A 20,918-nucleotide genomic window follows, 5' to 3' on the forward strand; every position below is an offset into this window, starting at 1 on the left:
TTTACTCCTTAGTTTTCCATTATCCGTTCATCACGACTCCACCATTAGGCGTTAAAACTTGACCTGTATAGAAGTCAGCATGATGAGAGGCTAAAAATAAAACACTTTTCGCAATCTCTTCTGGTTGCGCTAAACGTTTTAATGGATATTTTGCTGATTCTTCCTCCACATAGTTATCGCCAAATTCTTTTAAAATGTCCGTAAATGTTCCACTAGGGGCAACTGCATTGACAAGTATCGAAGGTGCTAATTCTCTTGCTAAAGACTTGGTAAAAGCATTAATAGCACCCTTCGCAGCTGAATAATGTGAGAATTCCTCACAACCTAAGCTACCAATATCAGATGAAATATTTATGATTTTTCCTCTATTACGTTCTTTCATTCTTTTAGCTGCTTCACGACAATTGTAGAAGCAACCATATAAATGAACTTTAATCATGCGATCCCACTGCTCGTCCGTTAAATCTGTAATGCTTGAACCCTGTGCAAAGCCTGCATTATTCACAAGAATATCAATATCTCCAAACTGCTCGTCCATAAATTGATACATCGCTTTTACTTCCTGTGAATTAGAAACATCGGCATAGAATGTTAAAGCTTTTACACCAAGCTTTTCTGCTTCTTTACGAACCGCTTCTGCCTCTTGCTCATTCCCTATATAATTGATTAAAATATTCGCTCCATGTTGCGCAAATCCTAATGCAATGGCTTTGCCGATTCCTTTACTAGAGCCTGTAATTAAAACATTTTTTCCTGTAAAATTAATGTCCATTATGATCATTCTCCAATTTGAATTTTGCCACAAGACCTTGCAGTTCTTCTGCTGTTTTGCCCAGTGACGAAGAGGCATCCTTTACTTCCTGCATGGTAGATAATTGCTCTTGTGTAGATTTCGATACATTCGAAGAGAATTCCGCTGACTGCTCTGCAGATTGTTTAATATTATTAACAGATGCCGCCACTTCCTCTGAGGATGCGGAAATTTGTTGTGAGGCTGCAGAAATTTCACGTATTTGGCTAGCCACTTCTTCTGAGGAAGTAAGAATTTCTTTAAAGATTTCTCCTACTTCAGTCGTAAATGCCATCCCTACCTTAACATCCTCTTTGCCCTTCTCCATGACCGTAATAGAAGCGTTTGAATCAGATTGAATAGAACTAATTAGATTGTAAATTTCTGTTGCTGATTGAGAGGATTGTTCAGCTAAGCGTCTCACCTCATCCGCAACAACGGCAAAGCCTTTACCATGCTCACCTGCTCGTGCTGCTTCAATGGCAGCATTTAATGCTAATAGATTTGTTTGATCGGCAATAGCAGTAATTAAGCTAACAATTTCACTTATTTTTTTAGTATTAACATGTAGTCCATTAATGGTTGTCCCTATTTGTTCAACAGAATCATTAATTAATTCCATTTGTGCAATAACCTGTTGTACAACTTCATTGCCTCGCTCAGAAGCCTGTGATGCTGAGATAGACGATTCCGCAGCAGTGTTTGCAGAATCCGCAATTTGCTGAATACCTGTTGCTGTTTCCTCCATAGCAGCGGCTGTTTCCTCGGTCATGGTCATCGAGGCCTCAGCATTTTGCGTAATTTGATTCATATCTAATGCAATATTTGTGGAGCTGCTATAGGTTTCACCAGCATGTACAGTGAGCTGATTAGCTGCTGAAGACACATGATTGGATGTATTTCGTATGTTTAAAATAATATGTTGCAAATTAGCCACCATTGTCCGAATGGATTCAGATAATTTTCCAATTTCATCCTTTGATGTCTCTAAGTCAACATCTATTAATTCACCATTTGCCACTTGATTGGCAACATTCACCACTTTTTTCAGTGGTTTTAAAAGTCGATCTATAATTATGTAAACTAAAACTAATAAAATTAAAATGCCGATAATGGCAATGACAATTTGTTTGATTACACTTGTTTTAATAATCGTATTGATATAATCAGCGGAGTAATCAATCCCTAATAGGGCAATCAGTTGTCCACTATCATCTTTAATGGGACTAAAAACAGTTCTCCAAGAGCCAAAAGGATCTTCGAAAATATCTGTTACTTCCGTACTGTTATTTTCAATAGCTAATTTTGCTGTTTCTACATGTTCATCCGCTAATTCAGTAAAAATTTCACCAGCTTCGTATACTTCATTTAGATTAGAGGTATAGCCAATGGGGTTGACACCACCCTCATCCTTTACATCCCAAATATAACTCCAGCTCATAATACCTTGCTGTTCTTGAATCATATCAAGTTGCTTTTGGATTTTTGTAAACTTTGCGTTTGTTTCCCCTTTTTCGGACAGCAAGTCTTTCACTTCATCACTGTCTAAATTCATAGCTGTTAATAAGCCAACACTTTTTAATTCCTGCTCCAAATCCACATTCATCCGATTATTCAATTCACTAATACTTTGCGTTGTAATAATGGCGATAAGCAGTAAAACAACGATAGAGACTGTTAGTAAAAGCTTGTTTTTTAATGATGTGTTTTTTAACAACTTCATTACCCCTTTTCCCCTTTTGAATTTTTCTTACAAAAAAAAAATAGCCTATTTCAAAAGAAATAGGCATAAAAGAACAAAAACTAGAATTGGAATGATACAACTAGCACTCTTTTGCAACCCAGCCGTCATAGCATTTATTGCCTTAGACCTGTAGCTTTGCGTCTCTACTTTTCAGTAAATTTGCCTATATTTCCATACCAAAATTAACACAATAGGTAAAAGTAGTCAATGCTCGCCATTTAAAATATACATATTTTATACTATCTTATCCATCAATAACAATTATTTTTGTGTTTGAAAATACATCATTAAGAAGTTTTTATTCATCTTATTGAACAAAATAAAAACAGCTACAACCTCAATTAACGTTGTAACTGTCTATTTTCATTTCACTTACCCCTAAGTGTTTGAATAAATTATACATTTTGTGTGACAAGTAATACGGATGGTATAAAGGATAATGCAAACATAGCGATATACCATACTGAAGTACGACGTAATGAAAAGCGTACTTTTTTTCGCTCCGCATAAAAAATATCTAACATAACTGCAACAATAAAAGGCATTGTAATACATGCAATAGCTACTAATAAGATGTCAAAATAAATCATACAAGCACCCCTTTGTTTGTGAACATTTTTCATCTTTTTTGTGAACATTTTGTGATAATTTTATTGTACACAATTTCGTCACAAAATGTCAACGAGTTTCAAAGAAAAAAATGGCACTTTATGATTGATATCCTTCGTGCGTTACGCTCTATATTTATATGTTAAGCCTCTTAAAAAATTTCGTACGAATGAATCGCCGCACTCTTTATAATTACGATGACTTGGATTTCTTAAAATAGCACCTAATTCACCTTTTGTAACTTTTATGCCGCCATCGTATAAAAGCTCAAGCATCTCCTCAGTTGTTAAAGCTAAAGCAATTTTCACTTTCTTTAATAGCATATTATTTGGGCTTTCTTTACCAGACAAAGGTAGCGGCCCCTCTGTCTGTCCTTCCTTTGGTTTTTGAGGCCCACGTTTAAAAGTAATTAATCCATTTAAAAAAGCCTCTAACATTTTGTTATTACATTTGATGTATTCTTCCGGCGCTTCTTCCTCATCATTAATCTTAATCAGCATATTTAATACTTCTTCCTTTGTATAATCCATGCCACCTAGTTTGAAAATTTCTACCATATCTACATTTTTTATATCGAACGCATAGCGTAAACGAATTAAGATATCGTTATTCGTCATTATGTTATTCCTCCTTTAATTAACCTTATATAGTAAAGAGCCAGGCTTAATTATAACAGAGAGTTTGCTGATTATTACTAGCTTTCCACAAGTTGTTGTTGTTAGCAATTAGCGTGTGCATTTCCTACTTTTTAAATGTATGAAAAGTTTAATCACAACCATTCTAAGGTCAAGGAGGTGAGAACAATGGCTAATAATAACCGCAGTTCAAATAAACTTCTAGTACCGGGTGTACATGAAGCTGTCAATCAAATGAAATATGAAATTGCACAAGAGTTTGGCGTTCAGCTTGGGCCAGAAGCATCTTCTCGCGCAAATGGTTCCGTTGGAGGAGAGATTACAAAACGCCTTGTTGAAATCGCTGAAAAACGTTCAAAGGGTTTATTATAATTAAATACTAATAAGAAAAGAACGAATGCCATTTGAAGAAATGGAATTCGTTCTTTCGTGCTCTAAAAAATTATGCTGTTTGCAATTCCTTACCTGAGCTCTTAAGCGTTAGCATGATGATAAAGGAAATACAATACAGTGCTGCTAAGTAAATCATAACGACAGTCATATCGTAGCTTTGTAAAATATAGCCGACAAAGATTGGTGAAAATCCACCTATAGCTCGACCAAAGTTAAAAATGGTGTTTGTTGCTGTACTGCGAATTTGTACTGGATAGAAGCTACTAATTAATGCACCATATCCTGCAAACATGCCATTAGAGAAGAATCCTACAACCGCACCGCCTACTAATATCGCTACTGCACCTGTTGCAAATGAGTAAAGGAATACAGCACATGCAGAGGCTAATAAAAAGATACCGAATGTTCGCTTTGCACCAAAACGATCCATAAATCTACCAAACGTCAGCATTCCGATGATCATGCCGACTGCGGTACTAATTGTCCACAATGCTGAGCTTGAGACCGATAAACCTTGCGATTTCTGTAACATCGATGGTAGCCAAATCATCAGACCATTATAGCCTGCAATTTGAACAGTAGCCATTAGAATCAGAGAGAGTGTTGTCATGGTGATACGTGGTGAAGCAAATAACTGTGTCAATTTCCCGTTCTCTTGCTTATTTTTTTGTTTTTTCTGCGCTGCTAACCATTCTGGTGATTCATCAATATTTTTACGTACGATAAAGGCGAAAATGACTGGTAGTAATCCTACAAAGAATAATGCTCGCCATCCTAATGTTGGTAAAATAATAGCACTTAACAAAGCTGCTAAAATTACTCCATATTGTGCACCTACACTGACGTAGGAGGATGCTCTGCCTTGTTTATTTTTTGGCCAAGCCTCTGCCACAAGCGCCATACCAATACCGTATTCCCCACCTGCACCTAAGCCAGCAATAAATCTATACACATAAACTTGTTCAATACTTGTTGCTACTCCTGTTAAGGCCGTTCCGATGGCAAATAAAATAATCGTATACGTAAACACTTTTACTCGACCATATTTATCTGCTAACACTCCGAAAACAATACCACCCAGTAGCATCCCAATATTCGTGATGGATGAAATCAATCCACCTGTTGCAAGGTCAATATTAAATTCTGCAATAATCATTGTCATAGCAAAAGAAATAAACATAATGTCCATTCCTTCTAGCGTTAACCCAGCCACTGAAGCGACCACGGTTTTTTTACGATAATCCATTCTTTCTAGCCTCCAATTTTCTAGTTGTCGATCTCTTTTAGTGAATGGATTATAGCTGTCTTGTCCATTCTCTTTTGAAGCCTCACGGGACTTCCTTTAAAAGAGGGGTATGGAACAAAATAAAGCCCTTCCGTCACAGAGGACAAAAGGGCATGACAAAGCAAAGATATTAGCTTAAAAATATCACATAGCCCTTTTCAGCCTCTCTGGACCGTATTAAAGGATTTTTATATCGTTCATTTATACCGTTCTACATTCTATAAGATTTCGAATGAAAAAGCAATGGTTGAATAGTGGAAATTTAAGTCGCTATTTCTATAAAGTTTTGAGCAAACTGATAAATTAAATAGGCAGGTACAGCCAAATTAAGGTTTTGACCATCATCGAAGCCTGCTGTAATCAATCCGACCAATCGACCATGCATATCCAATAAAGCACCACCCGAACTGCCGTTTGAAATAGCAGCCGTAAATTGAATCATAGACATTTGTCGTATATCACGAAAGCCGGAAACAATCCCATCAGAAACCGAATTAAACAATCCTAAAGGACTGCCAATCGCCACAATTTTTTGCCCTCGAACTAATTGTCCATCCATTTTAACAGGTAAAGGATGGCTTATTCTGTCTACCTTTAAAATAGCCAAATCATGCATATCATGATATTTCACAAATTGATGGGTAATATACTCGTTGGTATCATTTTCATATAGCACAGAATAATATTTTCCACCGCCCACAACATGCAAGTTCGTCAATATATAACCCGCTTGATGGAGAACGACACCAGAGCCAAAGCATAAAACCTTGTCATCCTCTCCGAATGTCTTAATCATCACAACAGATGTGGCTAAGGAAGCTAATTGCTCATAGCTCCACTCCTCTGTCGTATTCGTATTTTGAGCCGGAATGTTCAATTGTCTTGTAGTACTTTTAGTAGGCAATGGTATTTCTTTTTCATAGAAATGACGACACATATGTAAGGTAGATGACGTTTCTATAATAGGGTACAAATTGGCCATATCTCCTTTAGGATTCATGTAACAAATATCGCACCCCAGTGTCGATAAGAAATATAAAAACAATAATTCATGCTGCGTGATGTCACCTATAAAAACAATTTTTTGGGACGTTTGATTTTCCTCAGAAAAAATTTGTGGTAAATAATAATCCATCCAGTATAAAAATTTAACTGCAAAATTTTTTAACAACGTTTCATTAGGATAAGGCTGATTTTCTTTAAATAGTTGAATCATCTGTTTAAAGCTTAGCTTTTTTGTCCATTCAAGTTGATCGCTCGCTAATTTACTGCACATAGGTAGCTTATACAGTAATTGCGTGTTGTCAGCAGCGGTCTGCCACGTTCTCCAACTTTCCGACAATCTATCTACATCTTCCTTATTGCGGATGATCTCAAGCTTATGTAGTCGTAAATAAAATACGTTTTGCTTGGAGAAATACTCCTCCATTTTTAGAATATCTTCTTTATAAAAATCTACAGAATCAGGTATACCTATATATCGTAGAAAAACAACTTCCTTCGTAAGGGAATGTTTGTTGTGATTAATTTGCATAAACTCCTGAAAAGTATTTACTGATTTTTTATATTTAATTTTTAACGGTCTAGTTGTCACAATCATCTTCATACAACTCCTATAAGCACGTCATTACATATAATGGTACTTATATACAATTCTCTGATGTTTCTCTAAATCCTCTATTCGTTGCAAACAAAAAAGCCCAACTCTATAAAGAATTGGACGTAGCTTTGGAGTAAAGATTGATTATAAGTATGAGATTTTTGAAAAAAAGTTTGATCATTTACCAGCTATGTTGTTCAACAAACGCGCCCTATTGTGGAAGATCGTTATTCGACTAAAGCCCCTATTAGTTCAAGAATCAATATTAGGAAATTTATTTACTTCACACAAGAAAAAGCCAGTAAAATCGGAATTCGTTGTCTTCTAATAAATTCATCTTCACTACTAAAATGTTCACGCTTTGGTGTACCTTCACGTAAATCTAGAACTGAAAAACCAGCTTGTTTAAGTGCTATAAAATAATGTTCGATTGTACGATGATACTTCACCACTATTTGGTCAATCCAAGGCTCTTTTCTTTCCCCCTCACAGAAATAGTCATCGACAATCCAATTGCCACGTTTATCCCCTGATTGCTTACTAGCAAAAGACGAAGTTGTAAGTGGATGTTGGATACTAAAAGCAAATCTTCCGTTTTCTTTAAGTGTTTTATGAACATTTTGAAACAGGCGGTCAATGTCTGAAACATAATGAATAGCAAATCGAGACGTTACAAGATCAAATGCCTCTATTGGATAATTATAGGACTCCATTGTTTCTAGGTGTATTTCTCCATTTTGCCCAAGTATGTTAGAGCGCGCCACTTCAACCATTTGTTCTGAACCTTCTACTCCTGTGTATTTTTTTGCTCCTAAATGTAAGAGTTCTTTACCAAACGATGCATCTCCACACCCTAAATCTAAAATACTACTATCTTGAAAGCTCCCAATTAATTCATAGATAATCGGACCTTCAATGGCATTATTCGGACTATCTTTTCTGTTTCTTCTAGTCATGTAATTTTTTAAAAAGTTCGTTTGATCGTAAACGCTAAATCCCTTAAATTCCAACGAAACGTCTCCCCCCATAAAATTTGCGATTTCGTGCGATCCATCGCCAAATACACAAATTAATGTATTTTATCAAATTTACCTATAATTTACAATAAAAAATTTTTTTACTTATTATAAAAAATTGTCACTATAAACGACTCCTATTGAACTAAACTGCCTCTTTAGCCATCCAAGTAGCTTAAAAACCAACGCTACATCACAGAAAATGAAAGATGATTAAGTTCGGAGGAGTTTAAGTACTTTTCTTTACACCCTCTACGTCCAATTTAATTATTGGCCAGATTGTTGAAGATTGTTATTGAACTAAAATCACGTTAGTTGCATTGGATTTTTTTTACATTATCATTAGGTACTCCTGTTTCTATGTAACTTCGTATCAAATTCCAATCATCGTTTTCTTTCTTTTTAAACGTTTGAAAAAATAAGCTAACATTCTCTAACTTCTTTCCACCGATAACTAATGTAGCAGACAAGATAGCCATAAATTCATCTTCCCGTAAAGGAATTATTGAAATTTCATTTAAATCCCATTTATTTTCTTTTTCTTTTGCGAAATTAAAGCCTTGTTCCCAACCAATTATTGACTCTTCATAACCAAAGTCTACTAATTCGCCACTTGAAATCTCTCTTGCTTTATAATCCTTGGAAATTATATTTTTCAAGTCTGTTAATGATGAATTTCTCCAAACTTCTAGATAAAAATCAAGAAACTTGCGAAATGAATTATTTTCCATAAAAAAACCTCCTTATATAATGATTCTTATTCTACTAAATTGCCGTTAGTTTAAGTACTTTTCTTCACAATTTCCACGTCCAATTTAATTCTTGTATTTTATTCAATTAAATAGCCCAGTTGCTGAAAAAGTCACAATTCACCTTCAAGAATAGCGTCCGATTGTTGAACATCCTTTTTTAAACTGCCCCTAAAGTAAAACTCAAACTTTCATTTGGTAATGAAATATTAAAGCATGATTTATTCACGAATCTTACCTAATAAATAGTCTCGATGCTTCAAACTTAAATCAAAGTATTTAAAAGTACCTTCGTGTATTTGTTTCAACACTTGATTAAAAACTCGATAGGCAAAATCGTATTGTGATTTTGTAATCCAATCATTGTGTAGAGCCTCTTCTAATTCATCTTTATCTTTTTCAATGATTTCTCCAGTTGGTAATACAACAATATCTAAAAATAAGTCCATCATATAGGGTTCTCCATTCTCAACGCCATTTTCATATGTGATATCTATGTACCACTGAATAATTTCTCCATTTTCATTAAACATTGATGTAATAGCGAAATTTTCATTGAGTGGTAGTTGTTGTAACCATAAGTAATTGTTATCAACAATACAAAGATTTTTAATTAAATATTCAGTTATTAACAGTTCTTTTACTTCATTCATTTTTATAAGAGCAATAAATCCATTAAAATCTTTGTCATTTATCTGCTCTATGGAATAGTCGCGTTGTATAATTCTAGTCCAATCATTTCTATGTAAAAATCGCTTTTTCAAAAGATAATCGCTCCTCAATTAATATTATTGGTAAATTATAACATATAAGCGGATTTTTGTACCATTGCGTAAAATAATGTTATTCAACAATCTGGCCCGTTTGTGGAACAAGTAAAAAATCCTGCATAGCAACACAGGATTTTTAATCAAATCTTTTTATAAATATCGTGACTTTATTTCAAATCTACATTGAACTTTTTCTTCACCTTTCTAAATTAGTATGACTAAAAGTAGGGCTTGTATAAATAAAAAGCCGCCCCAACAGCGATAAATTAAAAGGAGCAAAGAAAGGAAAATCTTATCTCCAAATCTTTGCTCCTACTTCTAATGTTATTTACTACGACTTTATTGGCAGTTCCATTATTTCATTGTCATTCAATATTGTTTGATTCAAAGTTATCCAGTAAGGCACGCACTTCATCCGTTGATTTTGTGTTCATCAATTGACTTCTTAATTCGCCTGCTCCACGGAATCCTTTGACATAAATTTTGAAGAAACGATGAAGCCCTGTGATGGAACATGGTAGTTCTTCCGCATATTGATCTTGAAGATCTAGCTGCAGTCTTAAAAGATCAAGATACTCTTTACTGCTATGCTCTTTTGGCTCTTTTTCAAAAGCAAAAGGATTTTTAAAAATACCTCGCCCAATCATCACGCCATCAATACCGTATTGTTCAGCTAGCTGCAGTCCCGTTTGACGGTCAGGAATATCTCCATTGATTGTTAGTAGCGTATTGGGTGCAATACGGTCACGTAACTTTTTGATTTCCGGAATAAGCTCCCAATGCGCATCTACTAGGCTCATTTCCTTTCTTGTTCGCAGATGAATCGAAAGGTTCGCAATATCCTGCTTTAAAATATGCGTTAGCCAATCCTCCCACTCATTTACATCCTTGTAACCAAGTCGCGTTTTCACGCTGACAGGCAGTCCACCCGCTTTTGCTGCTTGAATCAATTCTGCCGCGACATCTGGACGGAGAATAAGGCCACTCCCCTTCCCTCTTGATGCTACATTCGGTACAGGGCAGCCCATATTAATATCAATTCCTTTAAAACCCAGCTCTGCCATACCAATACTCATTTCACGGAAATACTCGGGATTATCTCCCCAAATATGTGCCACCATTGGCTGCTCATCTTCTGTAAAGAGCAAACGGCCACGCACACTTTTCTTTCCCTCTGGATGACAGTAGCTATCCGAATTTGTAAACTCAGTAAAAAACACATCTGGTCGACCAGCTTCACTTACAACGTGACGAAAAACAACATCTGTCACATCTTCCATCGGTGCAAGCACAAAAAATGGTCTTGGTAAATCACGCCAAAAATTATCTATCATGTTAATTCCAAATCCTCTCACTATGGATAAAACTCTATGCTCTCAGTTAAAAATTATAAAGTCAAATGTTACATTTATCTCATTAGCCAATGTAAAAATCAACAATGTTAATTTTAACGAAAATCAGTCCTAAATGGTATTTTAAAAAACAAAAAAGCAGATGGTATAGATTTTCTCTATCTCATCTACTTTTATTATACCCACTTCAAGCACGTGACAGCTTCACAATCTATCCATGGTCAATTTTATCTCATCTATTCTGTAATTAAACTGTAGGCAGAATTTTTTTGATTTTAAGGATACCGTTATCAGATTAATTATCTACGTTATTACATTCATTGGGGTTCCTCTTATTTCACAGTATTCAGCAAGCTATCCACGACAAAGTCAAGCTGCTTATCTAGCGAAAAGATATCATTGTAGAAGAACAACCCAAAGCTCATATCGATAAGTCTGTCCTCCTTCACTGCCGGAATGTTATTCCAAATGCGGTTGTCTGATAAATCTTCCATTCCTTCAAAGGCAGAGCGAAAGACATAATCACCAGCATACTGAGTCAATACTTCGTAGGAAACATCCATGCTAGTAGCATCATTTTTGGAGGTTTCTATTTTCTGTTGCACAATTTCAGGTGCTTTCATCCCTAAATATTGATAAATAATCTGTGACCCACGTCCGTAACCCATCCCCACCATTACAGCCATAGAACCTTTGTTGCTTTCCATAATTGTGACGGTTTTGTCCAAAATACCAGCTTGCTGCAACTTCTGCTTGCTTAGTTCCACCTTATTATAAAAATTGTCCAAAAGTTCTTTGGCCTGGTCTTCTTTACCAAATGCTTTCCCCAAGATTTCCATGCGTTCTTCTACAGGTAAATCATATGGTATATAAAGAGTCGGGGCGATTTTATTAAGATTGTCGTAAATTTCATCTGTTGTAACAATAATGAGATCCGGATCTAGGGCAAGCACCGCTTCTGGGCTCGGTTGCCCATCTCCCAAAGTGGTAATACCATCCAATTCGCTAGCGATAGCCGCATCACCTTCTCCCACCAGAGTGGAGATACCAACAGGCTTTATTCCTAGAGCAAGCAGATCGCCCATCAAATACAAGACAACGACCCGCTGTGGGTTAACAGGCACTTCCACATCTCCTTTGAGCGTGGGTACAATTCTCGTTTGCGGCGTCTCCTTAGTATCAGCATTTGATGTTGTCTGTGTTTGCGTCTCTGACGGGCTCGTCGTCGCTCCATTATTGACAGGCGCAGTCGATGAACACCCCGATAACAACAACATCAAACTCATGGCTGCCGCCAATATTATTTCCTTATTTCTTATCTTTCCGAACATTAATAATTCCTCATTTCCCTTAGATTTGACTAATTTATCTAGTACTCTCTCATTGTAATGAGGATGATAATCATTATCAATATCATTAATGTCCATTTCAGTTATCATTTTTATCCGATACTCACTTGGCGTCATATGATTATATTTTTTAAACATGCGGATTAAATTTAATCCGTCCACAAATCCACACCCAGCTGCGATTTCTTGAATAGTAGCATTTGTGTATTGCAAATGCCGCTTTGCCGAATCCAGCCTTATCTCATTCAAGTACTCCTGAAGGCTTTTATGCTCGCGTTTTTTAAAAAGCCTAATTAACTGGCTCCTACTAATGGGTAGCATTTCAATAAGCTGTTGAATAGACACAGGTTCGCTATAGTGTTGCTCCAGATATTGCTTGGCTAAAGCCACATAATCGGGCTGGAAATAAAGAATATCTCCCTTCTCCAACTCATTGTAAATCTCATAGACAATCTGATACAGAACAATCTTTGAATAAAATTGATTTAACACAGATTCCTGATCCCAATGGTCTTTCATATTCAAAAACTTCTCCTTAAAAAAAATGGGATTCCCTGGTGAGAATCCATACGTTTGTATAAACGGATTAATATGTTCTAACAAACGATAAATTTGTCTTTTGTAAATTGGAGGAGTTTCTGCTCTATACAGCACCATGTAAGTCTCAAGACTTCTGCTAGTAGGATGAATCGATAATTCCGTTCCTTTCCCTCCATGAAAAATACCAAAGCGTTCCGATTGATATAATGTGTGATCCAGTTTTACATTAGCCGTTCCCCCACAGGTATATACCAACATACTAGTCGGCATCCTGTAACTTTGGATCGGCTTGTCTGGATGAAGCATTTTGTAACGAACATCTATTAATGAAATGGATGAGCGTGTCCATAACTGTACAGCCATATCGATCATTTCTTTTGTAAAATGATTAGTTGAATCCACATCTTCCAACATATATCTCGACTCCTTCAATCCACATCATATTTGTATGGTAATATAAATGATAATGATTATCAACTTCAATTTGAGGATAATAATGCAAATTTAGATGTTGCCGAATTAAAAAACACATATTCTACGACAACTTAACCCTAAACAACCAATAACGGAGCTAACACCTACAATCATTCAGAAACTGATTTAATATGTTCTCCCTATAAATCTTTAGCAACCAGCATATTTTTTCTTACGTTAAAAATATTTGAATTATTTTTATACTCAAAGTATAACTCTCTACTTAGATTTAAATTTTGATTCTGAAATTTTGTTTGATGATTTATTAAATAGTATACGAGCATCCAAGTATCTACTCTTTTATTTTTCAGTAAATTTCATAAGCCTCAATAATTTTATTTTCGTTTTTTCTTCCTGAACTTTTAACAATTCTAATAATTTATCTTCCGATATAATTAGTATCTTCTGTTTGTAACATCATGTTCAACTCGTGGCGTCGCGAATAAATAAACTCCACATTCACTTTTTTCGACTGAGCTAATTCAGTCCACTCTTTAACGTACTGCTGCCATTTACCCAATGAGGAAGTAATAGACTTTCCATTCGGGCTTTTTTTCTACTGTCGTTAAAATCCCTAGGTACACAAATATAATACTTCGTTAAATTAGAGTGTTTTGTTAATGCGGTTATAACAGATCTATTTATTTGGCTCCATTCAATGTTCTCAAGTCGCTCAGTGAAATAATTCCCTATGAATTTCCAATCAACAAGTACTAATTAATATCCATATACACACTATCTTTAATAAAGTTTTTATCTCCGGATTAAGATTTACAATATGTTCATCAAGATAATTTTGAATGAAAGGTGCTACAAAATACTGGCTACCTATTTCGGGTTGAATACCCAAATCTAATGCATCTACATAATCGCTAGCTGCTATCAAATTTGGTTTTATTAAAATTATTAATATAACAAATATTGAAATGATATATTCCATTTTAAATTTAATATCTTTTAAAATTCTTTCTATACTTTTGGAATTAAAATTAGCATATTTCATCCGAACATACAAAAAAACATTTGCATGTACAAAGTTATTTAGATTCATACCAATATCATCCCAAACCTTTCGAAGTTTATACCTATTAATTACTTTTTCTACCTCTTTATTTTTCATTAAAAAGATAAGTATATCTGTTAATTTAAAATCTTTAAGTTTTCCTTCTATCCAATCAAAATATTGAAGTGCTAATAATTTTATATCTAATGAAAATGATTTTTAGGCATGAGAAAAACTCCCCATCTGATAAACAGATTTTATTTTATAATCTGTCTACCTATTGGGGAGCTTATCAGGCCTTTTATGGGGTTTTTTATTACTTATATAACTATTATTTAGTCTTTATATTTGATTGTTAGTAAATTCATCAAACTATGAAATCCTTCAGAACATAGCAGAGCATGTGCAAAACTTAGACACAAAAAGACAATTTTATACAAAAATAATCAAAATACATATTTACAATAAATTTACATTATTGTAATATTTATATGTGGGCAAAAAACATATTTTGGAGGATTAGAAATGAAAAAATTTAAAACAGTAATGGCTTTAGGATTAGCTACTCTAACTTTTCCAGGTTTATCTCCACAAGCATTTGCTAGTGAGTTAGACACATCTTCAATACAAGAAGAACAATCGACTGAAGTATCCTATACATTAGTTGAAACATCTGTAGAGGGAGAATATGTTGCGCAACCGATCGAGATTGGCCCGAGAAGTTATAATGATACTCTAACTGTAACTTTAGGAGCGGGTATGGATACATTAGTAAGCTTTGACAATAGTGGAGTATTATGGGGTACACATTCAAAAGTTAAAGTGACTATTAAAAAAAATCCATCACTACCTTTAAAGGTAACTCTTATAAACAGAGATACTGGAGCAACGGTGGATTCTACAAATTTTAATAGCACGGGTGAATTTACATTTAATTTAGATTCAGGGCTTGCAGATTATAAATTATACATTCGTAATACAGGCAATACTTCAGGACAAATTACATTTTCTGTAAAGACTTCTTAATATGCCTAAGATGAATAATAAAAGAAATCTATTATTTATAGTAATTATATTTTGCGTAATAGCTTCACCCGTAGTATTTATTAAAAAAAATGTTATATTCAGTGATGCAGATATTTTCATGTTAAGTGATAAAATTCAAATACATCATAAAGATAGCTATATCGAATTAACTAATTTTACGCTTGAAGATGATATTGTAAAAATTAAATTAAATAGTCCTTTAGGAAATCCCTCAAATTGGAAGGAATTAAATATCGTTATTAACGATAAAAAATATCCATTAAGAACAAATGTGGGTACAAATGTTACTGGAGAAGAGTCGTTAAATTCGATTTCATCTATTGGTGAATTAGATATGGAGTTGTTAAATGAAGGTAATTCTATATATTTATTAACTCCATATGAAAAAATAAAAATTAATTACACAAAAAAGCATATACTATATTATTAGAAAGTTTAATAAGTAGAAAAAACAGATAGAAGTGCCTACAAAAAAGAAGCCCATTTTATACTGCACCCTAAAAGTTAGAGTTAAAATCTAATTTTTGGGGTGTTTTCATATGGCAAAATATAGCGATGATTTTAAACTAATCGTTGTTAAAGAATATTTAGAAGGTACTTTAGGCTATAAATTATTAGCCATTAAATATGGTATTCCAGCTGAATCTCAACTAAAAAAATGGGTACGTGCCAATAAAGAATTTGGTGAAGATGGGCTATGTAGAAAGCGGACAAAGCAAGTTTATTCTGTTCAATTCAAATTAGATGTATTAAACTTTATGAAGCAAACAGGAGCTTCTTACCTAGATACAGCGATGGAATTTAACATGAATAATCCCTCTTTAATCGCGGGCTGGAACAGTATTTTTCTAAAAGTAGGTATAGAAAGTCTAAAAGAAAAAGCGAAAGGACAACCTCCTATATCTAAAAAACAAAAAGTGAAACCAGTGAACGTAGAAAAAGAATTATCTCGTGAAGAACAATTAGAACGTGAAAATGAGCTTCTTCGCGTTTAGAAATTGCCTATTTAAAAAAGTTAGACGCTTTTCAGGAGAACCCGAGTGCCTACCTCGAAAAGCACAAGCAGCGATGGCATTCGAACTCAAAGAAGAAGGGTTCCGATTAATCGATATACTTCAGGTAGTAGGCATTCCAGAAGCAACGTATCATTATCAAGTACACCAACTTAAGAAAGAAGAGCCAGATAAAGAGTGGAAAGAAATTATTTTACAACTTTTTAAAACACATGAAGGAAAATATGGATATCGCCGCATTTTATTTGAATTAAAAGTACAAGGCTATGTCATCAATCATAAAAAGGTACAACGGATGAACCCCTTACAAGTAGAATAAAAACTGTTTAGAAGGGCAACTAGCCATGGTTAGTTGCCTTCTTTTAAAATGAGTTGCGAGACACACTCCACATGCGTCGAATGCGGGAACATATCCACTGGCTGGATTTCCTGTGTTTGATAGCCGCCGTCCTCTAAAATGCGAAGATCGCGTGCTAGTGTGGCTGGATTACAGGATACATAGACCACTCGTTTTGGGCGTTGCTCTAGAATAGTAGTTAGCAGTGCTTCATCGCAGCCTTTGCGCGGTGGATCAACTACTAGTACGTCTGCTTCCTTGCCTTCTTTATACCATCTTGGGATAACTTCCTCTGCTGGGCCTGCCTCAAAATAAGTATTTGTAAAACCATTAAGCTGTGCGTTACGTTTGGCATCTTCAATTGCTTGTGGGACAATTTCCACGCCCATGACAGCCTTGGCTTTTTGTGCTAGGAATAAAGAGATCGTACCAATTCCACAATACGCATCAATGACACGTTCATCTCCCTGCAAGTCAGCATAATCCAATGCTTGCTTGTAGAGGACCTCTGTTTGCTCTGGGTTGACTTGGTAGAAGGAACGAGCAGAGATTTCAAAACGTACGTCACCAATTGTATCAATTATAACGTCTTTACCCCAAAGGTTGATTGTGTCATCACCAAAAATAACATTGGTTTTCTCACTGTTCACATTTTGCATAATCGATGTAACGTTTGGCACTAGCTTTTGAATTACTGCAATAGCTGCCTCTTTTTGTGGGAACTTTTTCTTTTTCGTTACAAGAACAACCATGACTTCGCCTGTTGCTCGTGCTTTACGGATAACGACATGACGCAACATGCCCTCATGTGTATGCTCATTGTAAGAGCGAATACCTAGCGCTGCTAATTCTTTTTTCAAGCCTGCAAGGATAGCATCTGCTTCTCCTGTTTGAATCAAGCAGCGATCCATATCCACAATGCTATGCGTTTTTGTTTTATAAAAGCCTGCAATCGCTTGTCCTGCTTCATTTTCAGAGAAAGGAATTTGCGCTTTATTACGGTAGTGCCAAGGTTCTTTCATACCTTTTACTGGGTGGACAGGTGCATTAATTTTACCAATGCGCTGCATCACATTGCGCACCATATTTTCTTTCCATTTGAGCTGTCCCTCATAGGATAAATGCTGTAATTGACAGCCGCCACACTGCTTGAAGTAATCACAAGGTGCTTCAACACGGTCTGGAGATGGCTTGATGATATCTATTACCTTTGCAAAGCCGTAGTTTTTTAAGGTTTTTACCACATGGATTTCGGCCGTTTCGTTTGGCAGTGCGCCTTGTATGAATAGTGGATAACCACCAACCTTTGCGACACCATTGCCATCATGCGTTAGATCTTCTATATAAACTGAAAGTCTTTCATTTTTTTTCACGGGTGCTGACATTCGTACATCCTCCATTTCAATCTCCTTATTGTAGCATGTGTTGGCGAATGAAAAAAGAACAAGACATGGTGGTTACGTATCTCTGCTAATTAACTTGAAAAAAGAGTCGCTATTCGCGACTCTTTTCCTGCTCTTTTGTAATATGATAATCCCTTGGTGCCCACCAAAATGCACACAAGATCCCTAGAATGACGACAATAAAAGGTGCATAAAAAATTAAAAAACTTTGCATATCTGCTTTCCTCCTATGCGTGATTGTCTTCTTTTCCTGTCACATAATTTTTATTGAACAAGAATAATTTCATCAATAAATAAAGTGAAGGAAGAAGGAGACATAGCCCTAAAATAAATGCGATAACTAAAGCAATCGCCATTTGTGTGCTTGTAAAGCTATCGTAAATTGTTAAATACGGATACAGTAAGTACGGATATTGAGCAATTCCATAAGCAAAGAAGGCTACAGCAAATTGAGCAATCAGGAGTCCAACTGCAAGTCCGTACTTTTTACGCATGGCAATGAGTACGACTGTGACAATAAATAAGACAGCTGAAATCGCAAACATCCACCATAAATTTACCATATGACTATAGCTCTCTGGGTTGATGGATTTCATTTCATACATAATGCCAAGTGCACTGATCATTAGCGGTGCTGCCCACACAAGTGCATATTTTCGCATCAGTTTTGTTGCTTCGATGTCATTTGCTTTATGTGCGTACCATGTTAAAAATACGGCTGAAATATACAATACAGCGGCGATACTCAGTACCACAATGCTCCAAGCAAATGGACTTGTATATAAAGTCCAGTAGTTTAGCACAGGTTGCCCATTAATTAGATCAACATAGCCTCCTCCTGCAATAGCAAAGACAACCGATAAAGAAGCGGGAATTAATAAACCTGCTACACCATATGTCAGCGTATATCCGATATGTCCCCGTGTACCATACGATTCAAAGGCATAGTAGGAGCCACGAATTGCCAATAGCACAAGCGAAATACTGACTGGCACAAGTAAAATCGTTCCGTAATAAAAAGCAGTTTGCGGGAAAAATCCTACGATTCCTACAAAGAAGAACACTAAAAAGACATTGGTAACTTCCCAGACAGGCGATAAATAACGTTTAATAATATTTGTTAAAATATGATTTTTTCCAATAAGTAGGCTGTATGCATTAAAGAAACCAGCACCGAAATCGATCGATGCGACAATGACATAGCCGAATAGGAATATCCATAATACTGAAATACCTAAAATCTCTAACGTCATAGGATGTCACCGCCTTTTTCAGAGTGGCGATCTTCAATCTCGCGTTCGATTGGGTTCTTTTTAAACATTCTTACCAATACGACAATACTTCCCACTGCTAATACTGCATAGACTCCTGCGAATAAAAGCAGCATTAAATCCACATGGTCACTCGTCGTAGCTCCTTCAGGTGTGCGCATTAGGCCATAAAGTATCCATGGTTGACGTCCAACTTCAGCAAGCCACCAACCTGCTTCAATCGCGATAATTGATAGTGGTCCTCCCGCTACGATAATCCATCTATACCATCGTGAATGAATAAACTGCCAGCCCCGTGCTTTCCCTACAACATAAAGTAATGAAACTAGCACCATAAACATACCAATGGAAACCATGATATCAAAGAGATAGTGAATATAGAGTGGCGGTAGATCCTGTTCCTCAAATTGATCTAAGCCGATTACCTCTTCATTAGGATTAAAATGTGCAAGAATACTTAAAGCATACGGAATTTTGATAGCATATTTTACTTCCTCCCCATCTAAGACACCAAATAATACAAGTGATGCCTTACCCTCTGTTTCAAAATGCCATTCTGCTGCGGCTAGTTTTTCGGGTTGATATTCAGCTAAGTATTTTCCTGAAAAATCTCCTATAATAGCTGCTGCAATGGAGAAAATCAAGCCAATTTTCATTAGTAAAAGTAATGATTTTTTATGGTATACATGCTTCGAGCCTTTTAGCATTCTATATCCTGCAATAGCTGCTAGCACAAATGCCGATGTCATATACGCTGTCACAAGTACATGTGCAACCTTTGTTGGCATAGCGGGGTTAAACATTGCAAGAAAAGGTTGAATATTAACAAGTTCTCCGTCTACAATATCAAATCCTCTTGGTGCGTTCATAAAAGCATTGACGATTGTAATGAATACTGCTGACATCGATGCTCCCACAGCAACAGGGATTAACAGTAGCATATGCTTTTTCTGACTATCAAAGCGATCCCATGTATATAAATAGATGCCTAAGAATATGGCCTCAAAGAAAAATGCAAACGTTTCCATAAAAAGTGGTAACGCAATTGTTTGACCAGCAAGTTGCATAAAGTTTGGCCACAATAATGAAAGTTGTAAGCCAATTGCAGTTCCAGTTACAACACCAACTGCTACAGTAATGACAAAACCGCGGGCCCAACGTCTTGCCATTAAGATATAATGCTCATCATTCTTTTTATACCCAGTCCATTGAGCAATCATAATCATTAAGGGGACGCCCACACCAATCGTTGCATAAATAATATGGAACGATAATGTTAACTCCGTTAATGCTCGACTCCAATAGACCGCTGATTCATTAATCATCTCATTGCCCCCCTTAACTTCCGAATATTCTTCCAAGAATAGAAAGTAGCATAATAATTGCAACACCAAAGCTTAGCCATATAAGCTTCTTTTCTTGTGACTTATACAAAGGCAACACTTCCTTTCCCTTATCCATACCCCCATTTTCCACTATTCCAACGAAAAAAACCTTAATAACGGACCGAAATTTCAGTCTATTATTAAGGTTTCAAA

General features: G+C 35.7%; 21 protein-coding genes and 1 riboswitch. Of the genes, 5 read left to right on the forward strand and 16 right to left on the reverse strand.

Going from position 1 to position 20,918, the window contains the following annotated elements:
- Window positions 1–19 precede the first annotated feature (19 nt).
- From MHB65_RS21380 to MHB65_RS21395, 4 genes are all read right to left on the reverse strand, one after another.
- A complete protein-coding gene (locus MHB65_RS21380; protein ID WP_342441647.1) occupies window positions 20–772 on the reverse strand; it encodes a 3-oxoacyl-ACP reductase family protein in 753 nt (250 codons plus the stop codon).
- Entirely contained in the window at window positions 762–2,513 is a 1,752-nt protein-coding gene (locus MHB65_RS21385; RefSeq protein ID WP_205445692.1) for a HAMP domain-containing methyl-accepting chemotaxis protein, read from the reverse strand. The genes MHB65_RS21380 and MHB65_RS21385 overlap by 11 nt, the downstream gene beginning before the upstream one ends.
- Before the next feature lie 109 nt (window positions 2,514–2,622).
- Window positions 2,623–2,708, reverse strand: a riboswitch (cyclic di-GMP riboswitch).
- A 221-nt stretch (window positions 2,709–2,929) separates the two neighbouring features.
- On the reverse strand, window positions 2,930–3,124 hold the full coding sequence (locus tag MHB65_RS21390) for a hypothetical protein (protein WP_004225659.1): 195 nt from the start codon (window positions 3,122–3,124) through the stop codon (window positions 2,930–2,932).
- Between the two features lie 141 nt (window positions 3,125–3,265).
- On the reverse strand, window positions 3,266–3,760 hold the full coding sequence (locus MHB65_RS21395) for a DUF1456 family protein (protein WP_342441648.1): 495 nt from the start codon (window positions 3,758–3,760) through the stop codon (window positions 3,266–3,268).
- Window positions 3,761–3,946: 186 nt separating this feature from the next.
- Between MHB65_RS21395 and MHB65_RS21400 the strand changes: the two genes are divergently transcribed.
- Window positions 3,947–4,150, forward strand: a complete 204-nt coding sequence (locus MHB65_RS21400) for an alpha/beta-type small acid-soluble spore protein (RefSeq protein ID WP_004225662.1) — start codon at window positions 3,947–3,949, stop codon at window positions 4,148–4,150.
- A 70-nt stretch (window positions 4,151–4,220) separates the two neighbouring features.
- Here MHB65_RS21400 and MHB65_RS21405 read toward each other — a convergent pair whose 3' ends face one another.
- The 8 genes from MHB65_RS21405 to MHB65_RS21440 all read right to left on the reverse strand — a co-directional run bounded on the left by MHB65_RS21405 (window position 4,221) and on the right by MHB65_RS21440 (window position 14,357).
- Window positions 4,221–5,417: an MFS transporter gene (locus tag MHB65_RS21405; RefSeq protein ID WP_205445695.1), complete on the reverse strand. Its 1,197-nt coding sequence runs from the start codon at window positions 5,415–5,417 to the stop codon at window positions 4,221–4,223.
- A 301-nt stretch (window positions 5,418–5,718) separates the two neighbouring features.
- Window positions 5,719–7,056 (reverse strand): trypsin-like peptidase domain-containing protein, encoded by a 1,338-nt coding sequence (locus tag MHB65_RS21410; protein WP_342441649.1) that lies wholly within the window; start codon window positions 7,054–7,056, stop codon window positions 5,719–5,721.
- 278 nt (window positions 7,057–7,334) lie between these two features.
- Window positions 7,335–8,066, reverse strand: coding sequence for a class I SAM-dependent methyltransferase (locus MHB65_RS21415; RefSeq protein ID WP_342441650.1), 732 nt, complete (start codon window positions 8,064–8,066; stop codon window positions 7,335–7,337).
- A gap of 317 nt (window positions 8,067–8,383) precedes the next feature.
- On the reverse strand, window positions 8,384–8,803 hold the full coding sequence (locus MHB65_RS21420) for a flavoprotein (RefSeq protein WP_342441651.1): 420 nt from the start codon (window positions 8,801–8,803) through the stop codon (window positions 8,384–8,386).
- Between the two features lie 239 nt (window positions 8,804–9,042).
- Window positions 9,043–9,585: a DUF402 domain-containing protein gene (locus tag MHB65_RS21425; protein WP_342441652.1), complete on the reverse strand. Its 543-nt coding sequence runs from the start codon at window positions 9,583–9,585 to the stop codon at window positions 9,043–9,045.
- A 371-nt stretch (window positions 9,586–9,956) separates the two neighbouring features.
- Window positions 9,957–10,925 carry a tRNA-dihydrouridine synthase gene (locus MHB65_RS21430; protein ID WP_342441653.1) on the reverse strand — a complete coding sequence of 323 codons (969 nt, stop codon included), beginning with the start codon at window positions 10,923–10,925 and terminating at the stop codon, window positions 9,957–9,959.
- 350 nt (window positions 10,926–11,275) lie between these two features.
- Window positions 11,276–13,246: an AraC family transcriptional regulator gene (locus tag MHB65_RS21435; protein ID WP_342441654.1), complete on the reverse strand. Its 1,971-nt coding sequence runs from the start codon at window positions 13,244–13,246 to the stop codon at window positions 11,276–11,278.
- Between the two features lie 763 nt (window positions 13,247–14,009).
- On the reverse strand, window positions 14,010–14,357 hold the full coding sequence (locus tag MHB65_RS21440) for a hypothetical protein (protein ID WP_342441655.1): 348 nt from the start codon (window positions 14,355–14,357) through the stop codon (window positions 14,010–14,012).
- Window positions 14,358–14,834: 477 nt separating this feature from the next.
- On the opposite strand from MHB65_RS21440, the gene MHB65_RS21445 reads away from it, so the two are divergent.
- The 4 genes from MHB65_RS21445 to MHB65_RS21460 all read left to right on the forward strand — a co-directional run bounded on the left by MHB65_RS21445 (window position 14,835) and on the right by MHB65_RS21460 (window position 16,688).
- On the forward strand, window positions 14,835–15,335 hold the full coding sequence (locus tag MHB65_RS21445; protein ID WP_342441656.1) for a hypothetical protein: 501 nt from the start codon (window positions 14,835–14,837) through the stop codon (window positions 15,333–15,335).
- A gap of 1 nt (window position 15,336) precedes the next feature.
- Window positions 15,337–15,786, forward strand: coding sequence for a hypothetical protein (locus tag MHB65_RS21450; protein ID WP_342441657.1), 450 nt, complete (start codon window positions 15,337–15,339; stop codon window positions 15,784–15,786).
- A gap of 109 nt (window positions 15,787–15,895) precedes the next feature.
- Window positions 15,896–16,351 (forward strand): transposase, encoded by a 456-nt coding sequence (locus MHB65_RS21455; protein ID WP_342441658.1) that lies wholly within the window; start codon window positions 15,896–15,898, stop codon window positions 16,349–16,351.
- 73 nt (window positions 16,352–16,424) lie between these two features.
- Window positions 16,425–16,688, forward strand: a complete 264-nt coding sequence (locus MHB65_RS21460; protein WP_342441659.1) for an IS3 family transposase — start codon at window positions 16,425–16,427, stop codon at window positions 16,686–16,688.
- Between the two features lie 29 nt (window positions 16,689–16,717).
- Here the strand turns inward: MHB65_RS21460 and rlmD are convergent, their stop codons facing one another.
- The 4 genes from rlmD to MHB65_RS21480 form a co-directional block, all read right to left on the reverse strand.
- Complete coding sequence (rlmD, locus tag MHB65_RS21465) at window positions 16,718–18,091, reverse strand: 23S rRNA (uracil(1939)-C(5))-methyltransferase RlmD (RefSeq protein WP_342443774.1); 1,374 nt, start codon at window positions 18,089–18,091, stop codon at window positions 16,718–16,720.
- Between the two features lie 109 nt (window positions 18,092–18,200).
- A complete protein-coding gene (locus MHB65_RS21470; RefSeq protein WP_004225690.1) occupies window positions 18,201–18,323 on the reverse strand; it encodes a hypothetical protein in 123 nt (40 codons plus the stop codon).
- 13 nt (window positions 18,324–18,336) lie between these two features.
- Entirely contained in the window at window positions 18,337–19,362 is a 1,026-nt protein-coding gene (locus MHB65_RS21475; RefSeq protein WP_205445708.1) for a cytochrome d ubiquinol oxidase subunit II, read from the reverse strand.
- Entirely contained in the window at window positions 19,359–20,705 is a 1,347-nt protein-coding gene (locus MHB65_RS21480) for a cytochrome ubiquinol oxidase subunit I (protein WP_342441660.1), read from the reverse strand. The genes MHB65_RS21475 and MHB65_RS21480 overlap by 4 nt, the downstream gene beginning before the upstream one ends.
- Window positions 20,706–20,918 lie beyond the last annotated feature (213 nt).

It is taken from the genome of Lysinibacillus sp. FSL K6-0075 (assembly GCF_038592945.1).
Taxonomy (GTDB): Bacteria; Bacillota; Bacilli; order Bacillales_A; family Planococcaceae; genus Lysinibacillus; species Lysinibacillus fusiformis_F.

What these genes read in the sequence shown, in the direction of transcription:
- MHB65_RS21380 (WP_342441647.1), bottom strand. Translation starts at nt 772, where the DNA reads ATGGACATTAATTTTACAGGAAAAAATGTTTTAATTACAGGCTCTAGT.
- MHB65_RS21385 (WP_205445692.1), bottom strand. Translation starts at nt 2,513, where the DNA reads ATGAAGTTGTTAAAAAACACATCATTAAAAAACAAGCTTTTACTAACA.
- MHB65_RS21390 (WP_004225659.1), bottom strand. Translation starts at nt 3,124, where the DNA reads ATGATTTATTTTGACATCTTATTAGTAGCTATTGCATGTATTACAATG.
- MHB65_RS21395 (WP_342441648.1), bottom strand. Translation starts at nt 3,760, where the DNA reads ATGACGAATAACGATATCTTAATTCGTTTACGCTATGCGTTCGATATA.
- MHB65_RS21400 (WP_004225662.1), top strand. Translation starts at nt 3,947, where the DNA reads ATGGCTAATAATAACCGCAGTTCAAATAAACTTCTAGTACCGGGTGTA.
- MHB65_RS21405 (WP_205445695.1), bottom strand. Translation starts at nt 5,417, where the DNA reads ATGGATTATCGTAAAAAAACCGTGGTCGCTTCAGTGGCTGGGTTAACG.
- MHB65_RS21410 (WP_342441649.1), bottom strand. Translation starts at nt 7,056, where the DNA reads ATGATTGTGACAACTAGACCGTTAAAAATTAAATATAAAAAATCAGTA.
- MHB65_RS21420 (WP_342441651.1), bottom strand. Translation starts at nt 8,803, where the DNA reads ATGGAAAATAATTCATTTCGCAAGTTTCTTGATTTTTATCTAGAAGTT.
- MHB65_RS21430 (WP_342441653.1), bottom strand. Translation starts at nt 10,925, where the DNA reads ATGATAGATAATTTTTGGCGTGATTTACCAAGACCATTTTTTGTGCTT.
- MHB65_RS21435 (WP_342441654.1), bottom strand. Translation starts at nt 13,246, where the DNA reads ATGTTGGAAGATGTGGATTCAACTAATCATTTTACAAAAGAAATGATC.
- MHB65_RS21440 (WP_342441655.1), bottom strand. Translation starts at nt 14,357, where the DNA reads ATGAATCTAAATAACTTTGTACATGCAAATGTTTTTTTGTATGTTCGG.
- MHB65_RS21445 (WP_342441656.1), top strand. Translation starts at nt 14,835, where the DNA reads ATGAAAAAATTTAAAACAGTAATGGCTTTAGGATTAGCTACTCTAACT.
- MHB65_RS21450 (WP_342441657.1), top strand. Translation starts at nt 15,337, where the DNA reads ATGCCTAAGATGAATAATAAAAGAAATCTATTATTTATAGTAATTATA.
- MHB65_RS21455 (WP_342441658.1), top strand. Translation starts at nt 15,896, where the DNA reads ATGGCAAAATATAGCGATGATTTTAAACTAATCGTTGTTAAAGAATAT.
- MHB65_RS21460 (WP_342441659.1), top strand. Translation starts at nt 16,425, where the DNA reads ATGGCATTCGAACTCAAAGAAGAAGGGTTCCGATTAATCGATATACTT.
- rlmD (WP_342443774.1), bottom strand. Translation starts at nt 18,091, where the DNA reads ATGTCAGCACCCGTGAAAAAAAATGAAAGACTTTCAGTTTATATAGAA.
- MHB65_RS21470 (WP_004225690.1), bottom strand. Translation starts at nt 18,323, where the DNA reads ATGCAAAGTTTTTTAATTTTTTATGCACCTTTTATTGTCGTCATTCTA.
- MHB65_RS21475 (WP_205445708.1), bottom strand. Translation starts at nt 19,362, where the DNA reads ATGACGTTAGAGATTTTAGGTATTTCAGTATTATGGATATTCCTATTC.
- MHB65_RS21480 (WP_342441660.1), bottom strand. Translation starts at nt 20,705, where the DNA reads ATGATTAATGAATCAGCGGTCTATTGGAGTCGAGCATTAACGGAGTTA.